We start from the raw sequence: 18,374 nt of genomic DNA on the forward strand, positions 1-18,374 counted from the left end.
CGCGCGGTAAACGGCGAGCGATCGCTTGACACCGAGATGGACCAGCACGACCAACGCCGTCTCCAGTTGTGATGGCAAGCACTTCGCGGGGGCCTTCGGGATGCGGAAACCCGTTCGATCCGTAAGCTGACCTGTCTGCCCTGGGCGGGTCGTCGGAGTACGCGCCTGGACTACTGCGGAGCGAGACAGTGATTTCACGTCCTGTTCGGAGTTGCGACGTCTCACGGGACCTGCCACGCGGCGGGCAGCGGGGCAACGGGTCGTCGGTGGGACGGCGCGTTCGGTGACTCTGACGGCAGCAGGTGAACAGCTCGTCCCGTCCGCATCTCCGGAAACCACGGCCAGCGCGGTCTTCTGGTCGGACTTCGCGCCCGATCAGCGCACCCTGGTCGAGGTTCTCGACAGCACGGCACGTCGATTCCCGGACGCCCCGGCGATCGACGACGGCACGACGGTGCTCGGCTACGGCCGGCTGACCGCCGAGATCGACGTCGTGCGGCGACGGCTCGCCGAAGCCGGCATCGGCGTCGGCGACCGGGTCGGAATCCGGATTTCCTCCGGCACCGCGGAACTCTACGTCTCGATCCTGGGCGTGCTGGCCGCCGGCGCCGCCTACGTTCCGGTGGACGCGGACGACCCCGACGAGCGCGCCGAACTCGTGTTCGGCGAAGCCGAGGTCTGCGCCGTGCTCTCCGACGGGGGCTCGTTCGCGTTGCGCCGCGAGCCGCTCGGTCGCCTGGGCGAACCATCGCCCACCGACGACGCCTGGATCATCTTCACCTCCGGTTCGACCGGGAAGCCGAAGGGCGTGGCGGTGAGCCACTCCGCCGCCGCGGCCTTCGTCGACGCCGAGGCCGGCCTGTTCCTCACCGAGGAACCCATCGGCCCCGGGGACCGGGTGCTGGCCGGGCTGTCCGTGGCGTTCGACGCCTCGTGCGAGGAGATGTGGCTGGCCTGGCGGCACGGCGCCTGCCTGGTGCCCGCGCCGCGCGCTCTGGTGCGCACCGGTGTCGACCTCGGTCCCTGGCTGGTGGCGCGGCACATCAGCATCGTGTCGACGGTGCCGACGCTGGCCGCGTTGTGGCCCGTCGAAGCGCTGGAAGAGGTTCGGCTGCTCATCTTCGGCGGCGAGGCGTGCCCGCCGGAACTCGCCGAACGACTCGCCGTCGAAGGCCGCGAGGTCTGGAACACCTACGGGCCCACGGAAGCGACCGTCGTCGCCTGCGCCGCCCGGCTCACCGGCGAGGAGCCGGTGCGGATCGGATTGCCGTTGGCGGGCTGGCAACTCGCGGTCGTCGACGAGCGCGGCGAGCCGGTTGCGATGGGCGACACCGGCGAGCTGATCATCGGTGGTGTCGGCCTCGCCCGGTACCTGGACGCGGGCAAGGACGCCGAGAAGTTCGCGCCGCTGCCGTCGCTCGGCTGGTCCCGGGCCTACCGCAGCGGTGACGTGGTGCGGGCCGAGCCCGAGGGGCTGCTGTTCGTCGGCCGGGCCGACGAACAGGTCAAACTCGGTGGCCGCCGCATCGAACTCGGTGAGGTGGACGCGGTGCTGCAGGCCCTGCCCGGCGTTGCCGGGGCGGCCTCGGCCGTGCAGACCACCGCCGCCGGGAACCAAATCCTCGTCGGCTACGTGGTGCCGCGTGCCGAGTCCGAGGCGGCAGCGGACGCGCGGTTCGACTACGACCGCGCGGTGCGGCGGCTGCAGGAACAGTTGCCCGCCGCGCTGGTGCCGCTGCTCGCGGTCGTGTCCGACCTGCCGACGCGTACCTCCGGGAAGGTGGATCGAGCCGCGCTGCCGTGGCCGCTGCCCACCGCCGGCGGCGATCCCGCCGCGAGGTCGGCGATGTCGCCGACCGAGGCGTGGCTCGCGGAGGGCTGGGCGGAGGTCCTCGGCGTGGAGGTGACCGACCCCGCCGCGGACTTCTTCGCCACCGGCGGCGGCAGCCTCACCGCCGCCCAGCTGATCGCGCGCATCCGGATGCGCCACGCCCAGGTGTCGGTCGCCGACATCTACCAGCACCCGACGCTCGGTTCGCTGGCCGCGCACCTGGACGCGTTGGAGGCGATGACCGAGACCTCGAGGCGTGTCGTCCGGCCGACGCCGCGGCTGACCGGGCTGTGGCAGGCCCTGATCATGCTGCCGCTGCTGGCCATCGTCGGGTTGCGCTGGACGACCGTGCTGGCGGCGCTGAGCAACGTGCTGGCCTGGACCGGATCCGTGTCGTTCGCGCCGACGGTGTCGTGGTGGTGGATCGCCGCGGCGTGGCTGGTCCTGTTCAGCCCCGCGGGCCGGATCGCGTTGTCGGCCGGTGGTGCGCGATTGCTGCTCGCCGGGGTGCGCCCGGGCACCTACCCGCGTGGCGGCAGTGTCCACTTGAGACTGTGGGCGGCCGAGCGGCTCGCCGAGTTCAGCGGCGCGACCGGTGTGTCCGGTGCCTCCTGGACGACCCACTACGCCCGGGCGTTGGGCGCCAAGGTGGCCAAGGACGTCGACCTGCACTCGCCGCCGCCGGTCACCGGCATGCTCAAGGTCGGCAGGGGCGCGGCCGTCGAACCCGAGGTCGACCTCGCCGGCCACTGGGTCGACGGCGACGAGGTGCACATCGGCAAGATCCGGATCGGCGCCGGCGCGCGCGTCGGCGCCCGCACCACGCTGATCCCCGGCGCCCGGATCGGCAAGTCCGCGGAGATCGCGGCCGGCTCCACGGTGCGCGGCTCGGTGCCCGCGGGGCAGCGGTGGGCCGGGTCCCCGGCCGTCCCGGTGCGCGAAGCGGGCCGCACCTGGCCGTCGAGCCGTCCGCCCAGGTCGCAGGTGTGGGCCTCGGTCTACGGGGTCACCTCGGTGCTGCTCGGGCTGCTGCCGGCGCTGGCGGCACTGCCCGGCGTCATGGTGCTCGGCCTCGCTCTCAGCGGCGCACCCGATCTCGGCTCGGCGCTGACCCGGGCGCTGCTGGCGGTGCCCCTGGCGAGCGCGTGCTACCTCGTTTCCTACGCGTTGCTGGTGCTGGTGAGCGTGCGCGCGCTGAGCATCGGGATGCGCGAGGGCTACCACCCGGTGCACGGCCGCATGGCCTGGCAGGTGTGGGCGACCGAGCGCCTGATGGACATGGCCCGCATCGGCCTGTTCCCGTTGTACGCCAGCCTGTTCACACCGGTATGGCTGCGGTTGCTCGGCGCCAAGGTCGGTCGCGACGTGGAAGCCTCCACCGTGCTGGCGCTGCCGAAGATGACGAAGGTCGCCGACGGCGCCTTCCTCGCCGACGACACCATGGTCGCCACCTACGAGCTCGGCGGCGGCTGGCTGCACGTGGCCCCGGCCCGCATCGGCAAGCAGGCCTTCCTCGGGAACTCGGGCATGACCGCGGCAGGGCGTTCGGTGCCCAAGCGCGGCCTGGTCGGGGTGCTGTCCTCGACGCCGCGCAAGGCCAAGAAGGGCTCGTCCTGGCTGGGCATGCCGCCGATGCCGCTGCGCCGTTCCATCGACGAGGCCGACGCGAGCCGGACGTTCGCCCCGCCGCTGCGGCTGAAGATCGCCCGCGCGGTGGTCGAGCTGTTCCGGTTCGTGCCGGTCGTGCTCAGCGCGACGCTGGCGGTGCTGGTGCTGGCGGCGCTGGCGTTCCTGCATGCCGCAGGCGGGCTGTGGCTGGCCGCGTTGCTGGCCGGGCCGGTGCTGCTGGTCGCGGGCCTGCTGTCGTGCGCCGTGACGACCGCGGTGAAGTGGCTGCTGGTCGGGCGCTACCGGGCGGACGAACGCCCGCTGTGGAGCTCCTTCGTGTGGCGGACCGAGCTCGCGGACATGTTCGTGGAGGTGCTGGCCGTCCCGTGGCTGATCGGCTCGGCCGGGGGGACACCGCTGCTGACGGCGTGGCTGCGCAGCATGGGCGCGAAGATCGGCCGCGGGGTGTGGCTGGAGACCTACTGGCTGCCCGAATCGGACCTGGTGCGGCTCGGCGACGGCGCGTCGGTCAACCGCGGTTGCGTGGTGCAGACCCACCTGTTCCATGATCGGGTCATGCGGTTGGACGAGGTGCGCCTGGACGCCGGCGCTACGCTGGGCCCGCACGGCATCGTGCTGCCCGGTGCGAGCATCGGTGCGCACACCACCATCGGCCCCGGGTCGCTGGTGACCCGGGGAGACGAGGTGCCCGCGCACTCGCGGTGGCTCGGCAACCCGATCTCGACGTGGCGGAAAGCGGGAGGACGTCGCCGGTGAACCCTGGTGCTGACCAGCCGGGTGCGCCGGCACCGGGGGCGGATCGGTCGACGGATTCCTACCTGCCCGAGCACGGCAACGGCGGGTATCGCGTCGAGCACTACGACCTGGACCTGGAGTACCAGGTCGGCCCGAACCGGCTCGCCGGGCAGGCGACGATCTCGGCGGTGGCGACGCAGGCCCTGTCGCGGTTCAGCCTGGACCTGGCCGACCTGCGGGTTCGCCGGGTGCTCGTGGACGGCCGTCCCGCCAAGTTCACGCACGGCGGCGGGAAGCTCCGGATCAAACCGGCGCGCCCGGTAGCCGCGGCGGCGGAATTCCGGGTGGATGTCCGGTATTCGGGCAATCCGCAGCCGATTTCCGGCCGGTGGGGCGAGATCGGGTGGGACGAGCTGACCGACGGCTCCCTGGTCGCCGGCCAGCCGGTCGGCGCGCCGTCGTGGTTTCCCTGCAACGATCACCTCGCGGACAAGGCGGGCTACCGGATCTCGTTCACGACGGCCTCGCCGTACTCGGTGCAGGCGACCGGGAACCTGGTGTCGCGGCAACGCCGCGGCAGCACCACGACCTGGGTATACGAGCGGCCGGAACCGACCGCGACGTACCTGATGAGCATCCAGGTCGGCCTGTACACCGAGGTGGAGCTGGCCGGCGGCCCGGTGCCGCAGCGGGCGGCGATCCCTGCGCGGCTGAGCGACCGCTTCGCGGTGGACTTCGCGCGGCACGGCCAGATCATGGACGTGCTGCAGCGGTTGTTCGGCCCGTACCCGTTCGGGGAGTACGTCGTCGTGGTCACCGACGACGACCTGGACGAGCCGGTCGAGGCGCAGGGCATGTCGGTCTTCGGCGCGGGCCACCTGGACGGCCGGCGCACGAACGAGCGGCTCGTCGTGCACGAACTGGCGCACCAGTGGTTCGGCAACAGCGTGACGATCGCGGACTGGCGGCACATCTGGCTCAACGAGGGCTTCGCCACCTACGCCGAATGGTTGTGGTCGGAGTTCTCGGGCGGCCCGTCGGCGCAGCAGCACGCGGCGAACTGGCACGCGCACATCGCCGCAGGTCCGCCGGATCTCCGGATCGCCGATCCGGGTGTGGCCGGGATGTTCGACGAACAGATCTACAAGCGCGGCGCGCTGACGCTGCACGCGCTGCGCCGCGAACTGGGCGACGAGCCGTTCTTCGAGCTGCTGCGGAAGTGGGTCGCCGACCACCGGCACGGCACGGCGACCACGGCGGACTTCACGGCGCTGGCCGACGAATTCGCGAACCGGTCGCTCGCCGGGTTCTTCACGAAATGGCTGGACAGCACCGAGTTGCCGCCGCTGCCACGCTGAAACCGCCGCATCGGGCGCCGACGACAGGGGTGCGGGCGCGGTAACGTCGATCTTGATCGCCGCCCGGAACCGGGATGCTCAAGGCGGCCGAAGCCTGAGCCCGGCGTGTCGGACGGGAACCGACACCGTGCCCTCGTCTGACGTTCACCCATCCTTGCGGGCCGATTCGTTGTGCTCCGGGCACGAGACCGGTTGTGTGGTGGTAGAACTTCCCGCGACGCAGATTCGAGGTTCCTGCTGCGATGGTCGCCACCGAACCGTCCGGGTCGACGCCCCAACCGCTGCTGGCCGGCCGCAGGCCGTTGGCCCCGCACCTGTCGGTGTACGTGTTCGTCCTCGTGCCGTTCCTGGCGCTGCTGGCGGCGGTGCCGCTGGCGTGGGGGTGGGGGCTGCACTGGTGGGACGCGCTGCTCGCGGCCGGCTGGTACGTGTTCACCATCCTCGGCGTGACGGTGGGCTACCACCGCTACTTCACGCACGGCGCGTTCCGCGCCAAGCGCTGGCTGCGCATCGCGCTCGCGGTCGCGGGCAGCATGGCGGTCCAGGGGCCGATCCTGCACTGGGTGGCCGATCACCGCCGCCACCACGCCTTCGCCGACAGGGAAGGCGATCCGCACTCGCCGTGGGCGTTCGGCACGTCTCCCGCCGCGCTGGCGCGCGGGTTCTGGCACGCGCACATGGGCTGGATCTTCGAGCGGGACCTGACGAACCAGCGGCGGTTCGCGCCCGACCTGCTGGCCGACCCCGACATCCGGTTGGTGCACCGGCTGTTCGGCCCGTTGACGGTGGCGACGTTCGCCCTACCCGCGCTGTGCGGCGGTGTGATCACGGGTACCTGGTGGGGCGCCACGACGGCGTTCTTCTGGGCCGGGCTGGTGCGGGTGGCCCTGCTGCACCACGTGACGTGGTCGGTGAACTCGATCTGCCACCTGGTCGGGGATCGCCCGTTCCGCAGCCGCGACAAGGCGGCCAACTTCTGGCCGCTAGCGGTGCTGAGCATGGGGGAGTCGTGGCACAACCTGCACCACGCCGACCCGACGTGCGCCCGGCACGGGGTGCGGCGAGGCGAGATCGACATCTCGGCCCGGGTGATCTGGATCTTCGAAAGGCTCGGCTGGGCCTCCCACGTCCGCTGGCCGACCCCCAGACGCCTCGCCCGCCTGGCCGCCGACAGCTGAACCATCGTCCCTTGTGGACAATTGTCGCCGATTCGAGCCTTCTACCAGACTGAGAGGCCGTTTCAGACTGGTGCTCAGGCCCGCCTGGGACGTGGTCGTCTGGAGCGTAGGCTGCCGATTTCGCGCGAAATCGCCACCGGCGTCCGGCCCCGGGCGCCCCCGGGATGCGTCCCGACCTGAGCTCGCGCGCCGGAAAACCGCTGGCCGGGGCGGTCATGCCGCGGTCAGACTGCAGGCGTGGCCGTACTGGAGAAGACCGCGCGGGCACCGGGCCGGGCGTGGGCGACGGGGCTGAGCCTGACCTCGTGGGTCCTGTTCGCGAGTTCCGGCCCGCTGGCCAAGGCGGTGATGGCGGCGGGTTGGTCCCCGGCCGCGGTGACCTCGGTGCGGATCGCGCTGGCTGCGGTGCTGCTGGTGCCGGTGGTCGCGGTGCTGCGGCCGCAGGCGCTGCGGTTCCACCGCGCCGACCTGTGGCTGCTGCTCGGCTATGGCCTGCTCGGTGTCGCCGGGGTGCAGCTGTTCTTCTTCCTGGCCGTGGCAAGGATCCCGGTCGGGGTGGCGATGGTGCTGGTCAACCTGGCGCCCGCACTGGTCGCGCTGTGGGTGCGGGTGGTGCGGCGCACCCGGTTGCCGGGGCTGATGTGGCTGGGTATCGGGCTGGCCGTGGCCGGATTGGTCCTGGTCGCGGGGATCTGGCAGGGACCGGAGTTGGACCTGCTCGGTGTCGCCGCCGGTCTGGCCGCGGCGATCTGCTCGGCCGGGTACTTCCTGCTCGGCGAGCACGGCGCGAGCCGGTACGACTCGTTCGGGCTGACCGCGGCCGGGCTGGCGATCGGCGCGGTGGTGGTGGCCGTGGTCGCCTTGCCGTGGACGCTGCCCACGGGACTGCTCACCACCCCTGCGGAGCTCGGCGGCCTGCGGGTTCCGGTGTGGCTGGCCCTGCTGGTGCTGGCCGCGGTCGGCACCGCGCTGCCCTACCTGGCCGGGCTGCGGGCGCTGCGCAATCTGCCTTCGGCCCTGGCCAGCGTGCTGGCCCTGGTGGAACCGCTGGTCGCCGCCGGACTCGCCTGGCTGCTGCTCGGCCAGGCGCTCAGGCCGACGCAACTGGCCGGAGCGGTGGTACTGCTCGCCGGCGCGGTGCTGGCGCAACTGGCCGCCCCGAACTCGCTCCCGGAAGGCCCCATCTCGCACAGACCCGGCTGACCGCTGGTGAGTGATCGACGCGCCCGCGACGCCCGCTACCAGGACGTCGGCTCGGACTTCTCCGCTTCGCGGTCCACGCGCTCGTCTTGCCAGAACGGCAAGATTTCGTGCCAGATCGGTGCGCGCCCGCTGAGACTGGGCGCTGATCGACGGCGCGACCGGGCGCTGACTCCACCACTTCTTCCGCAGGACAGGAACACATGATCACCGCAACTCGGCCGCTGACGCGCAGGTTCCGCCGGCCCGCGCGCACGATGGCGACCCTCGCGCTCACCCTTCTGCTCACGATCGGCGGCGCGGCCTGTTCCGCGCCGACCGCGGGCGACGTTGCTCCCTACGCCGTCGCCACCCAGGACGATCCGGCGTTCCAGGGCACCTTCCGGCACGAGTTCGCCGACGTCGATGGTGTCCGCATGCACTACGTGACCGGCGGCAGCGGCACGCCGGTGGTGCTGATCCACGGCTGGCCCCAAACCTGGTACGGCTGGTGGCAGATCATGCCGGCCCTCGCCGAACACCACACCGTCTACGCGGTCGACCTTCCCGGACTGGGCGACAGCACCGGCTCACCGACCGGCTACGACAAAGCCACCCTGGCGCGGTACGTGCACACGCTGATCGCCGACAGGCTCGGGGTCCGGGACGCCGCCGTCATCGGGCACGATTTCGGCGCCGCGGTGGCGTTCCAGTACGCCAGCCAGTTCCCCGGCGACACCGCCCGCCTCGGATACCTCGACCTGCCGCTACCCGGGCCCGCGATCGACGCATCCACGTACCGCACGCTGAGCTGGCACATCGCCCTCCACTCTCAGCGACGGGTCCCCGAGGCGGTCGTGGGCGACGACGTCCGCGAGTACCTGGCACTGTTCTACCCCCAGGTCTCGTTCGAGGGCACGGCATTCGGCGGCACCTCGGATCGGTCTCCGTTCACCGACGGCGAGATCAACGAGTACGCACGGACCTACAGCCGGCCCGAGGCGCTGTCGGGCGGCTTCGAGCTCTACCGCGCCCTCGACAAGGACGTGCGCGACACCGTGTCAGCGGCACCGGTACGCATCCCGACCCTGCTCATGACCGCCCAAGGGCAACTCGACGCGATCCGGGCCACAGTGGACCCGCGGATGGCCAACATCGTTCGCGCGGTGGACGTGCCGCGCGCCGGACACTGGCTCGCCGAGGAAAACCCCCAGTTCGTCACCGCGGAGCTGGTGCGTTTCCTCGACGGATGACTCCGGCGGCGCCGGACATCCGCAGTCGGGCCGAGACGCCGCTGGCGTGTCCGAAGTGGACGGATCAGGGTTCTTCGTCGACCGGGTCGGGTAGCGTCCAGCGGTCTTCTCGACGGGGGTGGATGTACCCGTAGTAGTAGACGTAGCCGATGGCCAGGATGGCAAGCGCGATCGAAACCGGGACCCAGTCGCTGACCAGGTTCTCGTAGACGACCACCACCATTGTCGCCAGGAGCAGCAGCGGGGGCAGCGGCCAGCCGGGCATGCGGTAGGCCGCTCGCCGGGTGCGGCCGCGGATCCGGCCGACCAGTGCCGCCAGCCCGACCACCACGTAGGTGATCACCAGGCTGGCCCCGGATCCGAGCAGCAGCACCTGGAACGGCAGCAGCCAGTAGGCCAGCGTGCCCAGTGCCGCCACCGTCAGGGTCGCCACCACCGGCGTGCGCAGCCGTGGGTGGACCCAGGTCAGCGGCCCGCTGATGGCGTCCGGCCAGGAGCGGTCGCGGGCCGCGGAGTACAGGCTGCGGCCGAGCTGGAGCATGATCGCGATCACCGCGTTGATCACCGCGATCGCGATGCCCAGGCTGACGATCGTGTTCACCGCCGGCCCGCCGCGGGCGAGCAGGAAGTAGTTCATCGGCGAGTCCGCGTTGACCAGCTCCGGCATGCTCGGCGTGCCCAGCAGTACGGCGACGCCGACCAGCGCGGCGACGGCGAACACCACCGCGGAGGCGCCGGCCACCCCCTGGAGCACCGACGGCCGATGATGAACACGCTCGACGCGGGTGTCACCGCGGAGAGCGTGATGAGGATGTTCTCCCGGAAGGTCAGCGACCGGGAGAGGTCCTGGCGGTAGGCGGCTGATCGGGGAGTGCCGGTTCGCGGCGTGACTTCGTCGGTCATCGAGCACCTCGACCCTCGCGACAGTTATTTGGCGCAAGGGTCAAAGATCGGGTCCGCAATGTCAATGGCCATTGCGTCATCTTGTTGACTTGATTGGCACGAGTGCCAGACAATCACGGCATGGCACGTCCCAGTCGAAAGCCGGTGCGCCGCGAACACCTCGTCGCCGCGGCGACCCGCGCCGTCGGCCGCCAGGGCCTCGCCACGCTGCGGGTGGCCGATGTGGCCGAGCAGGCGGGCGTGGTCCGCGGTTCGGTGCACTACTACTTCCCCGACCTGTCGGAGCTGCTGCGCGAGGTGTTCCGGCAGGCGGTGGAGCGGTTCTGCACCGACCGCGCGGCCATGCTGTCCACAATGGATGATGCGCGCGAGAAGCTGGTGGCCGCGGCCCGCGCGGGTATCCCGTGGCGGGCGGACGACGAGCTGGTCACCGTGCTGTACGAGTTCACCACGGCCGTCCGGCAGGACCCGATCTACTCGGTGATCGCGGAGAGCCTGTTCGACCGGCAGGTCACCATGTACGGCGCCGTCCTCGAGATCGGCCGAGCACAGGGGCACTTCCAGCCGAGATCGCCGGTCGCGGACATCGCGGCGAACCTGGTGTGCCTGGAGAACGGCTACGGTCTGGAGATCATCGCCGGCAACGCCGTGATGCCCCCGCAACGCGCGTTCGAGCTGATCCTGTCCTACGCCCGCGACGCCACCGGATGCGCCGACCTGACCGGCGACCCGGCCGGCTCCGAGGTGACCCACCTGCGGCCCCGGAAGGGAACCCGATGACCAGCGCCATCCGCACTCCCGCCGGGCTGCCCCGGGCCCGCGCGTTGGGGATTCCGCTCGACGGCACGCCCGGCGAGTGGAACGCGATCACCGACGTCCCCGGCGTCGAGGTCGGCTACGCCACCCTGATCGAGGGGGACGGCCCGCTGCACCCGGGGCGCGGCCCGGTTCGCACCGGGGTCACCGCCATCCTGCCCCGCGGCCGGGACGGCGTGGCCGACCCGTGCGCCGCCGGCTGGTTCTCCCTCAACGGCAACGGGGAGATGACCGGCACCGCCTGGATCGAGGAGACCGGTTCGCTGACGCTGCCGGTCGCGATCACCAACACCCACGCGATCGGGACGGTCCATCGTGGACTGATCGACTGGGTCGTCGAGAACCGCCCCGAGCTGGGCCGCGAGTGGCTGCTGCCGGTGGTCGCGGAGACCTGGGACGGCTATCTCAACGACATCAACGGCGCCCACGTCCGCACCACCCACGCCGCGGCGGCCGTGGACGCCGCCCGGTCCGGCCCGATCGAGGAAGGCTCGGTCGGTGGCGGCACCGGGATGAACTGCTACGCCTTCAAGGGCGGCAGCGGCACCGCGTCCCGGGTCGTGGCATACGAATCGGACCGTTACGCGGTCGGCGTGTTCGTGCAGGCCAACTTCGGCTCCCGCCGGGAACTCGTGGTCGCCGGCGTGCCGGTCGGCGCGCACCTGCCGGCAGACAACCCGATGGAGGACGCCGACCGGTTCGCCGCACCCGGCGCCGGATCGGTGATCGTCGTGGTGGCCACCGACGCGCCGCTGCTGCCGGGGCAGTGCACCGCGCTCGCCCGGCGGGTGCCGCTCGGCCTGGCCCGCACCGGCACCACCGGCAGTCACTTCTCCGGGGACCTGTTCCTCGCCTTCTCCACCGCGAACCCGGGCGCGCTCACCAGCACCATGGGCTCCGGCGGGGCGGCCTACGAGCAGCTGCGGTTCGTGCCGTGGGGACGGATGGACCCGTTCTACGAGGCCACCGTGCAGGCCACCGAGGAGGCGGTGCTCAACGCGCTGACCGCCAACGCGGACATGACCGGTCGCGACGGGCACCGCTCCCCGGCCCTGCCGCGCGACCGGCTCACCGAACTGCTGCGCGAGTCGGGGCTGCGGCCAGACCATCGTTGACGCTCTGCCGATGTAAATCCCGTTGATCGGACGGGCTTTCCAGGAAATCCGTCCGTTGTGGACCACTCGCGGAACGTGAAGCGCCGTCTCCGCTTCCGGCGACGAACTCCGCCGTCCTAGAAGTCCGGGTTGCTGGCGTCCTTCCAGGTTCGGGGAACGAGGACGTGGAGAGCGTCGCGCGCGACCGAGAAGCGTTGCGGGGTGCCGTCGACGAGTTCACCGTCGACGTTGATCGGAAGGTCGGGCCCGGTCGCCACGTCGACCCGTTTGGTGCGGAAATGACGAACGTGCTCGCTGTCGAGCGCGCCGCGTTTGAGATCGCGCGCAGCGGCGATCAGGTCGTGGAGGCTGCCGTGCCGCATGACGGAGATGTCCAGCGTCGCATCGTCGATGCCGGCGTCGTGCGCCGCGAGCTGCCCGCCGCCGAAGTAGCGGCCGTTGGCGATCGACAGCTGCAGCAATCCGTGGTGCTCCTGCGGCTCGTGGTCGCCATCGGGGAACGTCAGACGCGCCGAGAACGGTCGGTGGCGCAGCAATGCCTTGACGGTCGCCACCGGGTATGCCAGTGCTCCGGTCCACCTCTTCAGCGTCGGCGACATCGCCTCGGCCACGCCCGCACCGAGACCGACAGACGCGCGGTTGACGTAGTAGTTGTTCCCGCAGAGGCCGAGGTCGATGTCGACCACTCTGCCGTGTGCGATGGTGCGGCAGGCCTGGTCGAGATCCGTGGGGATGTGCAGGGTGCGTGCGAAGTCGTTGGCGGTGCCCAGTGGCAGCAGGCCCAACGGCACGCCGCGGTGGGCGAGGACGTCGACCACCGAGCTGACGCTGCCGTCACCGCCGCCGAGGATGATCAGGTTGTGGCCAGCGTCCACCGCCGAGTTCACGGTCTCCGGGAGCCGGGCCGGATCGTGCAGCGGAAAGGTCGAGTCCAGCGGCACGCCCAGGCTGCGCAGCTTGTCGATCGCCCGCGCGTATGCCTTGGCGCCCGTGCGGGCTCGTGCATTCACCACCAGGGCTGCTCGCTTGGTGGAACCGTCGGTTGTGATGACCGCTCCTCACGAGACGAACCTGCCTGCACCTGCAGTGTAAAGGCAGCCGGCGCGAGACTCATCTGCGCTCCGGTTGCGCGGAAGACCTCCTGTGCGGTTTCCGGCCGATGGCGAAGTAGATCGCGCTCAGCACGATGAAGAACGGCACGCCCGCCCACCAGGCGACCGCCAGGTCGTCGATGAACGCCGTGGACACCAGGATGGCCACCAGGAAGAGGATCGCTGCGATTCCGGTGACCGGCGCGCCGCGCAGGCGCACCTTCGGCAGCGGGAGGCCCGCCGCGGCGCGGGTCCGCCGGAACGCCAGGTGCGTGACGAGGATGAGGATCCACACCGCCAGGGCACCGAAGATGGACAACCCGAACAGCACCAGGTACGCGGCGTTGCCCTGCGCGGCCGACAGCACGGTGGCGACGAGCAGCCCGGCCGCGCTGAGCAGCAGTGCGTTGCGCGGCACCCCGCCCTTGCTCAACCGGGCGGTCCAGCGCGGCGCGTAGCCGTGCCCGGCGAGGGAGTGCAGCATCCGGGTGCACAGGTAGAGGTTCGTGTTCGCGCTGGAGAGCGCCGCGGTCAGCACCACGAAGTTCATCACCAGCGCGGCGAACGGGATTCCGGCCGCGCCGAAGACCGTCACGAACGGGCTCTCGGACACCCCGCTGCTCTGTGCGACCGTCGTCCAGGGCACCACGGTCAGGACCAGGGCGATGGCCAGCAGGTAGAACAGGGACAACCGCAGCACCATCTGCCGGGCCGCGCGGGGGATGTCGCGTTCCGGGTTCTCCGACTCGGCCGCGGTCACCGAGACGACCTCGGTGCCGATGAAGCTGAACAGCGCGAACACCATCGCCAGGTACAGGCCGGTCCACCCGTTGGGCAGGAATCCGCCGTGCGCCACCAGGTTGTCGAAGCCGGTGGGCTGGGCGTTGGGCAGCCCGACCGTCACCAGCGCGAGCGCCAGCAGGATGAACACCACGATCGCGGTGACCTTGATCATCGAGAACCAGTACTCGAAGGTGCCGAACAGCCCGACCGCGCCCGCGTTCACCGCGAGGATGAGCACCGAGAACGCCACCACGGGCAGCCACAACGGCAACTGGGGCCACCAGAACTGCGTGTAGATCCCGGCCGCGATCAGCTCGCCGCCCACCGCGATCACCTGGATGGTCCAGTACGTCCAGCGCACCACGAATCCTGCCCACGGACCCAGGTAGCGGTGCGCGATCGCGCCGAACGCGCCCGCGTCCGGGTGCTGGACCACCATCTCGGCCAGCGCCCAGGCGATCACCAGCGCGACCAGCGCGCAGGCGAGGTAGGCGAGCACGGTGGCCGGCCCGGCCTGCGAGATCGCCAGGCTGGACCCCAGGAATAGGCCGGTGCCGATCGCGCCGCCCAGCCCGATCATGGTCACCTGGCGGCGCGTCAGCTGCCGGCGCAGTCCGGTGCCGGTCGTGCCCACCTCGGTGGCGCTGCCTGTGGTGGAGTCCATTTCATCTCCCGGATCTGCGGTAGTCGGCGATGGCCGCGACGACGGCGTCCACATCGGACTCGTTGTTGTAGAAGTGGAAGGACATCCGCAGCACGGTGCCGCGCGGGCTGGTCGCGATCCGGCGTTCGGCGAGCCATGCGGCGAGTTCGCCCGGGGCGTCGTCGAGGAGCGCGATCTGCGGCCCGCGCGACGCCGGATCGGTCGGCGACCAGAGCCGCTCGCCCGCCACCAGCAGCTCGTCCTGCAGCCGCTGGGTCAGCCCGCTGACGTGGTCGTGCACCGCTGTCGCGTCCAGGCGGTTGACCAGGTCCAGGCCCGCGTTCGCGCCGTAGGCGGCCGGGATGCCGGGCGTGCCGGTTTCGTAGCGGCTCGCACGCGCCGGGTGGTCCACCGAGCGCGGATCGAACGCGAACGGGTTCTCGCGGCCGAACCACCCGGTCAGCTGCGGTGCCACCGCATCCTGCACGCCGCGGCGCGCGTACAGGAACGCGATGCCTGGGATGCCCAGCACGTACTTGAGCGCGCCGGCGACGAGGAAGTCGCAGCCGAGCTCCTCGACGTCGATGCGGTGCACACCCGCGGCCTGGTAGGCGTCGACGAACGTCGTCGCGCCCTGCTCCTTCGCGCGGGTGATCACCTCGCGGACCGGCAGCCGGAGGCCGTTGCGGTAGGACACCAGCGGCACCGACACCAGCCGGGTCCGCTCGTCGATCGCGTCCAGGTAGTCCTCGGTGCGAACCTGCCCGTCTTTGGCCCCGACGTGGACGACCTCGGCTCCCCGGGCGCGCTGCGCGAGCCACACGTGCGCGATGGAGGGGAACTCCATGTCGGTGGTGACGATGCGCGGCCGTTCGGCGTAGGACCTGGTCGACGCCGCCTGGAAGGCGCCTTCGGTGGCGTTGGCCAGGACCGCGACCTCGTCGGGCTCGGCCCCGATCAGCTTCGCGAAGCCTCGACGCGCCTGTTCGACCTGGTCCATCCAGATCTCCCACGGCGCTCCGTGCACGTGCATGGAGCGTTGGAACTCGGCGAGCGCGTCGCTGAGCTGGTAGGAGGCGGCGCCCTGGCTGCAACTGGCCAGGTGCACGTTCTCGGCCAGCGACGGGAAGGAGGCGCGGAAGAGGTCCGGGTCGGTGATGGTCTCGGCGGGCTGTGCCGGGGTGGGGTTCACGGTGCGATTCCTCTGCGGGTGTGCGGATTCGGCCGGGTCAGTAGCTCGGCGGGGTCACCGATACCAGGAAGGTGGCGGTGTCGGTACCCGGGTTGATGAAGCGGTGCGGGACTCGCGAGTCGAAGTAGCAGCTGTCGCCCGGTTCCAGCCTGATCCGGGAGTCGCCCACCTCGACCAGCAGCTCTCCCGCCTGGGCGAGCACGCATTCCTCGGAGGGGTGGCTCCACGGTTCCTCCGACGACGCGGCACCGGGCTCCAGGCGGCCTTCGAGCAGCTCCAGGCGGCCCGATCCGGGGGACAGGCGCGTGTAGCCGATCCCGCCGTGCGGCGAGCCGACCTTCATCCGCCGCTCGCGGCGGACCACGGCGACCTGCTGCACGTCGTCCTCGGCGAAGAGGCTGAACAGCGGAACTTCCAGCGTTTTCGCCAGTCGTCGCAGGGTTTCCAGGCTGGGGTCGTGGATGCTGCGCTCGACCTGGCTGAGCAGTCCGGTGGACAGGCCGGTGAGTTCGGCCAGCTGCTTGAGGGTGAGGTTGCGCTTCTGGCGCAACTCCCGGAGGTGAGGGCCGATCATGGCTTCGCGCCTTCGGTGTGGGTGAAGTATTTCAGCGAGAATGAATCCCCGTACGCACGAAGTCAAGAGCGCGGCACCGCAGATCGCCGAGCGCCAGAATTGCTTGCGCTGGAACAGAATCGCTGGGACGACGAACCCTCGGAGCCTGCGCCGGCTCCGGGGCCCGTCGCGAATCCGCGAGGGTCAGTGGCCGCGGAATGCTTCGACGAGCCACCAGGCGCCTTCGCCCGGGGCGATCTTGGCGTCGATCACCAGCGGCGTGGCGCGCGGTCCGTTCAGCCAGTCGCGCACCGGTGCGAGGTCGGCCTCGGCGCGCACCGTGAGTCCGGTGCAGCCGAAGCCGCGCGCGGCGGCGGCGAGGTCGGTGTCCGGGAACTCGACGGTGTCCAACCGGTGGCCGTCCGGGCCGAAGTGGTGGACCTCCGCGCCGTAGGCGTGGTCGTTGTAGACCACGATCACCATCGGCAGGCCGAGCCGGGCCGCCGTTTCCAGTTCGGCGATGCCCATCAGCGCTCCGCCGTCGCCGAGCGCGGCGACCGGCAGCCGGTCCGGGCGGGCCAGCGCCGCGCCGATGGCGGTGGCCAGGCCGAGGCCGATGGACTGGAAGGCCTGGGTGAAGCAGAAGCCCTGCTCGTCGGGGACCCGCAGGAACATGCTCGGGTAGCCCATAAAGTTGCCGGAATCCACCGCCAGCACTCGCTCTTCGGGCAGCAGCGCGTCCAGGGCGATGGTCAGCGCGCGCGGATCGATGGCGTCCGGTGTGGACTCATCGTCGAATGCCACGTCGCGCCACGAACCAGCGCTCGCGATCCGCTCCCGCACCTCCGGATCGCGGTAACCGGCGGGTCGGACGCCGCGGTCGGCGAGTTCGGCCCGGGCCGCCTCGGCGGTCGCGGCGACGTCGCCGAGCACCCCGAGGTCGACCGGGCGGTGCGCGCCGATCGCCTCGCTCTCGACGTCGACCTGCACCAGCGCGGACCCGGCGCCGATCAGGTTGCCGTGCCGCGTGGTCCACATGTTCAGGGCGGTGCCCCAGCCGACGACGAGGTCCGCGCCGGAGATCAGCTCGGCGGCCAGCGGCGTGGCGAACCCGCCGGAGACGTCCAGCGACCACGGGTCGTCGCGGAACAGACCCCGCGCCACCGCCGAGGTGGCCAGCAGCGCCCCGCAGGCCTCGGCCAGCGCCCGCAGCTCGGCGCCGGCGTGCCGGGCACCGCGACCGGCGATGAAGACCGGGCGTTGCGCGGTGACCAGCCGGTCGGCCAGTTCCCGCACCGCGGCGGCGAACGGCGCGACCGGGTTCAGCGCCGGGAGCTGCGGGACGTGCGGTTCGCTGTCGAACTCCGCCGCTTGGACGTCCAGCGGCAGGTTCAGCACCACGGTCCGCCTGCCCTCGGTCGCCAGCCGGACCGCCCGCGCCACGTCATCGACGGCGGTGGCCGCGCTGTGCACCCGCTCCGCGCGGGCGCCGACGGCGGTGGCCAGCGCATCCTGGTCGATCCGGAAGTTCGAGCGGATGGCCGCGGAGGCCGTTTCCGCGGCGAGCACGAGCAGCGGGGTCCGGCTCTTGGCCGCTTCGGTGATGCCGGTGAGCGCATTGGTCAGCCCGCAGCCCTGGTGCACCGAAAGTACCCCGAGGCGGCCACTGGTGCGCGCATACGCGTCGGCCATCGTCGCCGCGCCGCCCTCGTGGCGGGCGGCCACGAACCGCGCACCCGCGGCGACCAGTGCGTTGGTGACGTGGAAGTTGCCGCTGCCGACTACGCCGAAGACGTGGTCGGCGCCCAGTGCGGCCACCGTGCGGCCGACGACCTCGGCGACGTTCATCTCGTCCCTTCCCAGTCTGTCTTATTTGTTTTTGAACCCGGTCTTTGTCTTTGAAGCGGCGTAGCCGCTTAGCCCACCTAAGCAACTTGCACCGCCGCGGGTTCTCAGGCGTCGTCTGGCGAGGACAGCCCCAGCGCTGTGTATTGGTCATACATATTGAGGGGTAGGGCAATTGTGGCGTGTCTAGTCGGCGGCGTAGCGGACTTCTTCCTTGCCGAACAAGGCCCGTACGTGGTCGGGCTGGTTCTGGCGGCGGCGCAGGTGGGT

The 18,374-nt window shown here is 71.2% G+C and carries 13 protein-coding genes; 7 read left to right on the plus strand and 6 right to left on the minus strand.

Going from position 1 to position 18,374, the window contains the following annotated elements; translation table 11 throughout:
• Nucleotides 1-283: 283 nt before the first annotated feature.
• The 5 genes from E1288_RS18375 to E1288_RS18395 all read left to right on the plus strand — a co-directional run bounded on the left by E1288_RS18375 (nucleotide 284) and on the right by E1288_RS18395 (nucleotide 9,163).
• Nucleotides 284-4,216 (plus strand): Pls/PosA family non-ribosomal peptide synthetase, encoded by a 3,933-nt coding sequence (locus E1288_RS18375; RefSeq protein ID WP_132486649.1) that lies wholly within the window; start codon nucleotides 284-286, stop codon nucleotides 4,214-4,216.
• The gene (locus E1288_RS18380) at nucleotides 4,213-5,553 is read left to right on the plus strand and encodes a M1 family metallopeptidase (RefSeq protein ID WP_132486651.1); all 1,341 of its coding nucleotides are present in this window, start codon (nucleotides 4,213-4,215) and stop codon (nucleotides 5,551-5,553) included. Before E1288_RS18375 ends, E1288_RS18380 begins: the two co-directional genes overlap by 4 nt.
• A 242-nt stretch (nucleotides 5,554-5,795) precedes the next feature.
• Complete coding sequence (locus tag E1288_RS18385) at nucleotides 5,796-6,731, plus strand: acyl-CoA desaturase (RefSeq protein ID WP_132486653.1); 936 nt, start codon at nucleotides 5,796-5,798, stop codon at nucleotides 6,729-6,731.
• Nucleotides 6,732-6,968: 237 nt separating this feature from the next.
• A complete protein-coding gene (locus E1288_RS18390; protein ID WP_132486655.1) occupies nucleotides 6,969-7,934 on the plus strand; it encodes an EamA family transporter in 966 nt (321 codons plus the stop codon).
• Between the two features lie 200 nt (nucleotides 7,935-8,134).
• Nucleotides 8,135-9,163: an alpha/beta fold hydrolase gene (locus E1288_RS18395; protein WP_132486657.1), complete on the plus strand. Its 1,029-nt coding sequence runs from the start codon at nucleotides 8,135-8,137 to the stop codon at nucleotides 9,161-9,163.
• Between the two features lie 64 nt (nucleotides 9,164-9,227).
• Here the strand turns inward: E1288_RS18395 and E1288_RS18400 are convergent, their stop codons facing one another.
• Nucleotides 9,228-9,917, minus strand: a complete 690-nt coding sequence (locus tag E1288_RS18400; protein WP_165968164.1) for an amino acid permease — start codon at nucleotides 9,915-9,917, stop codon at nucleotides 9,228-9,230.
• Nucleotides 9,918-10,186: 269 nt separating this feature from the next.
• Here E1288_RS18400 and E1288_RS18405 point away from each other — a divergent pair, with 269 nt between their 5' ends.
• Complete coding sequence (locus E1288_RS18405; RefSeq protein WP_132486661.1) at nucleotides 10,187-10,846, plus strand: TetR/AcrR family transcriptional regulator; 660 nt, start codon at nucleotides 10,187-10,189, stop codon at nucleotides 10,844-10,846.
• Nucleotides 10,843-11,997 (plus strand): DmpA family aminopeptidase, encoded by a 1,155-nt coding sequence (locus E1288_RS18410; protein ID WP_132486663.1) that lies wholly within the window; start codon nucleotides 10,843-10,845, stop codon nucleotides 11,995-11,997. The genes E1288_RS18405 and E1288_RS18410 overlap by 4 nt, the downstream gene beginning before the upstream one ends.
• A gap of 116 nt (nucleotides 11,998-12,113) precedes the next feature.
• On the opposite strand, the gene E1288_RS18415 is transcribed toward E1288_RS18410, so the two are convergent.
• From E1288_RS18415 to E1288_RS18435, 5 genes are all read right to left on the minus strand, one after another.
• Entirely contained in the window at nucleotides 12,114-13,046 is a 933-nt protein-coding gene (locus E1288_RS18415) for a lipid kinase (protein WP_132486665.1), read from the minus strand.
• Nucleotides 13,047-13,107: 61 nt separating this feature from the next.
• Nucleotides 13,108-14,535, minus strand: coding sequence for an amino acid permease (locus E1288_RS18420; RefSeq protein WP_132486667.1), 1,428 nt, complete (start codon nucleotides 14,533-14,535; stop codon nucleotides 13,108-13,110).
• A gap of 1 nt (nucleotide 14,536) precedes the next feature.
• Complete coding sequence (locus tag E1288_RS18425; RefSeq protein ID WP_132486669.1) at nucleotides 14,537-15,706, minus strand: aminotransferase class V-fold PLP-dependent enzyme; 1,170 nt, start codon at nucleotides 15,704-15,706, stop codon at nucleotides 14,537-14,539.
• A 37-nt stretch (nucleotides 15,707-15,743) separates the two neighbouring features.
• Nucleotides 15,744-16,280: a helix-turn-helix domain-containing protein gene (locus tag E1288_RS18430; protein WP_132486671.1), complete on the minus strand. Its 537-nt coding sequence runs from the start codon at nucleotides 16,278-16,280 to the stop codon at nucleotides 15,744-15,746.
• Nucleotides 16,281-16,463: 183 nt separating this feature from the next.
• Entirely contained in the window at nucleotides 16,464-18,107 is a 1,644-nt protein-coding gene (locus tag E1288_RS18435; protein WP_132486673.1) for a thiamine pyrophosphate-binding protein, read from the minus strand.
• Nucleotides 18,108-18,374 lie beyond the last annotated feature (267 nt).

This window comes from Saccharopolyspora elongata, assembly GCF_004348985.1.
Classification (GTDB): Bacteria; Actinomycetota; Actinomycetes; order Mycobacteriales; family Pseudonocardiaceae; genus Saccharopolyspora; species Saccharopolyspora elongata.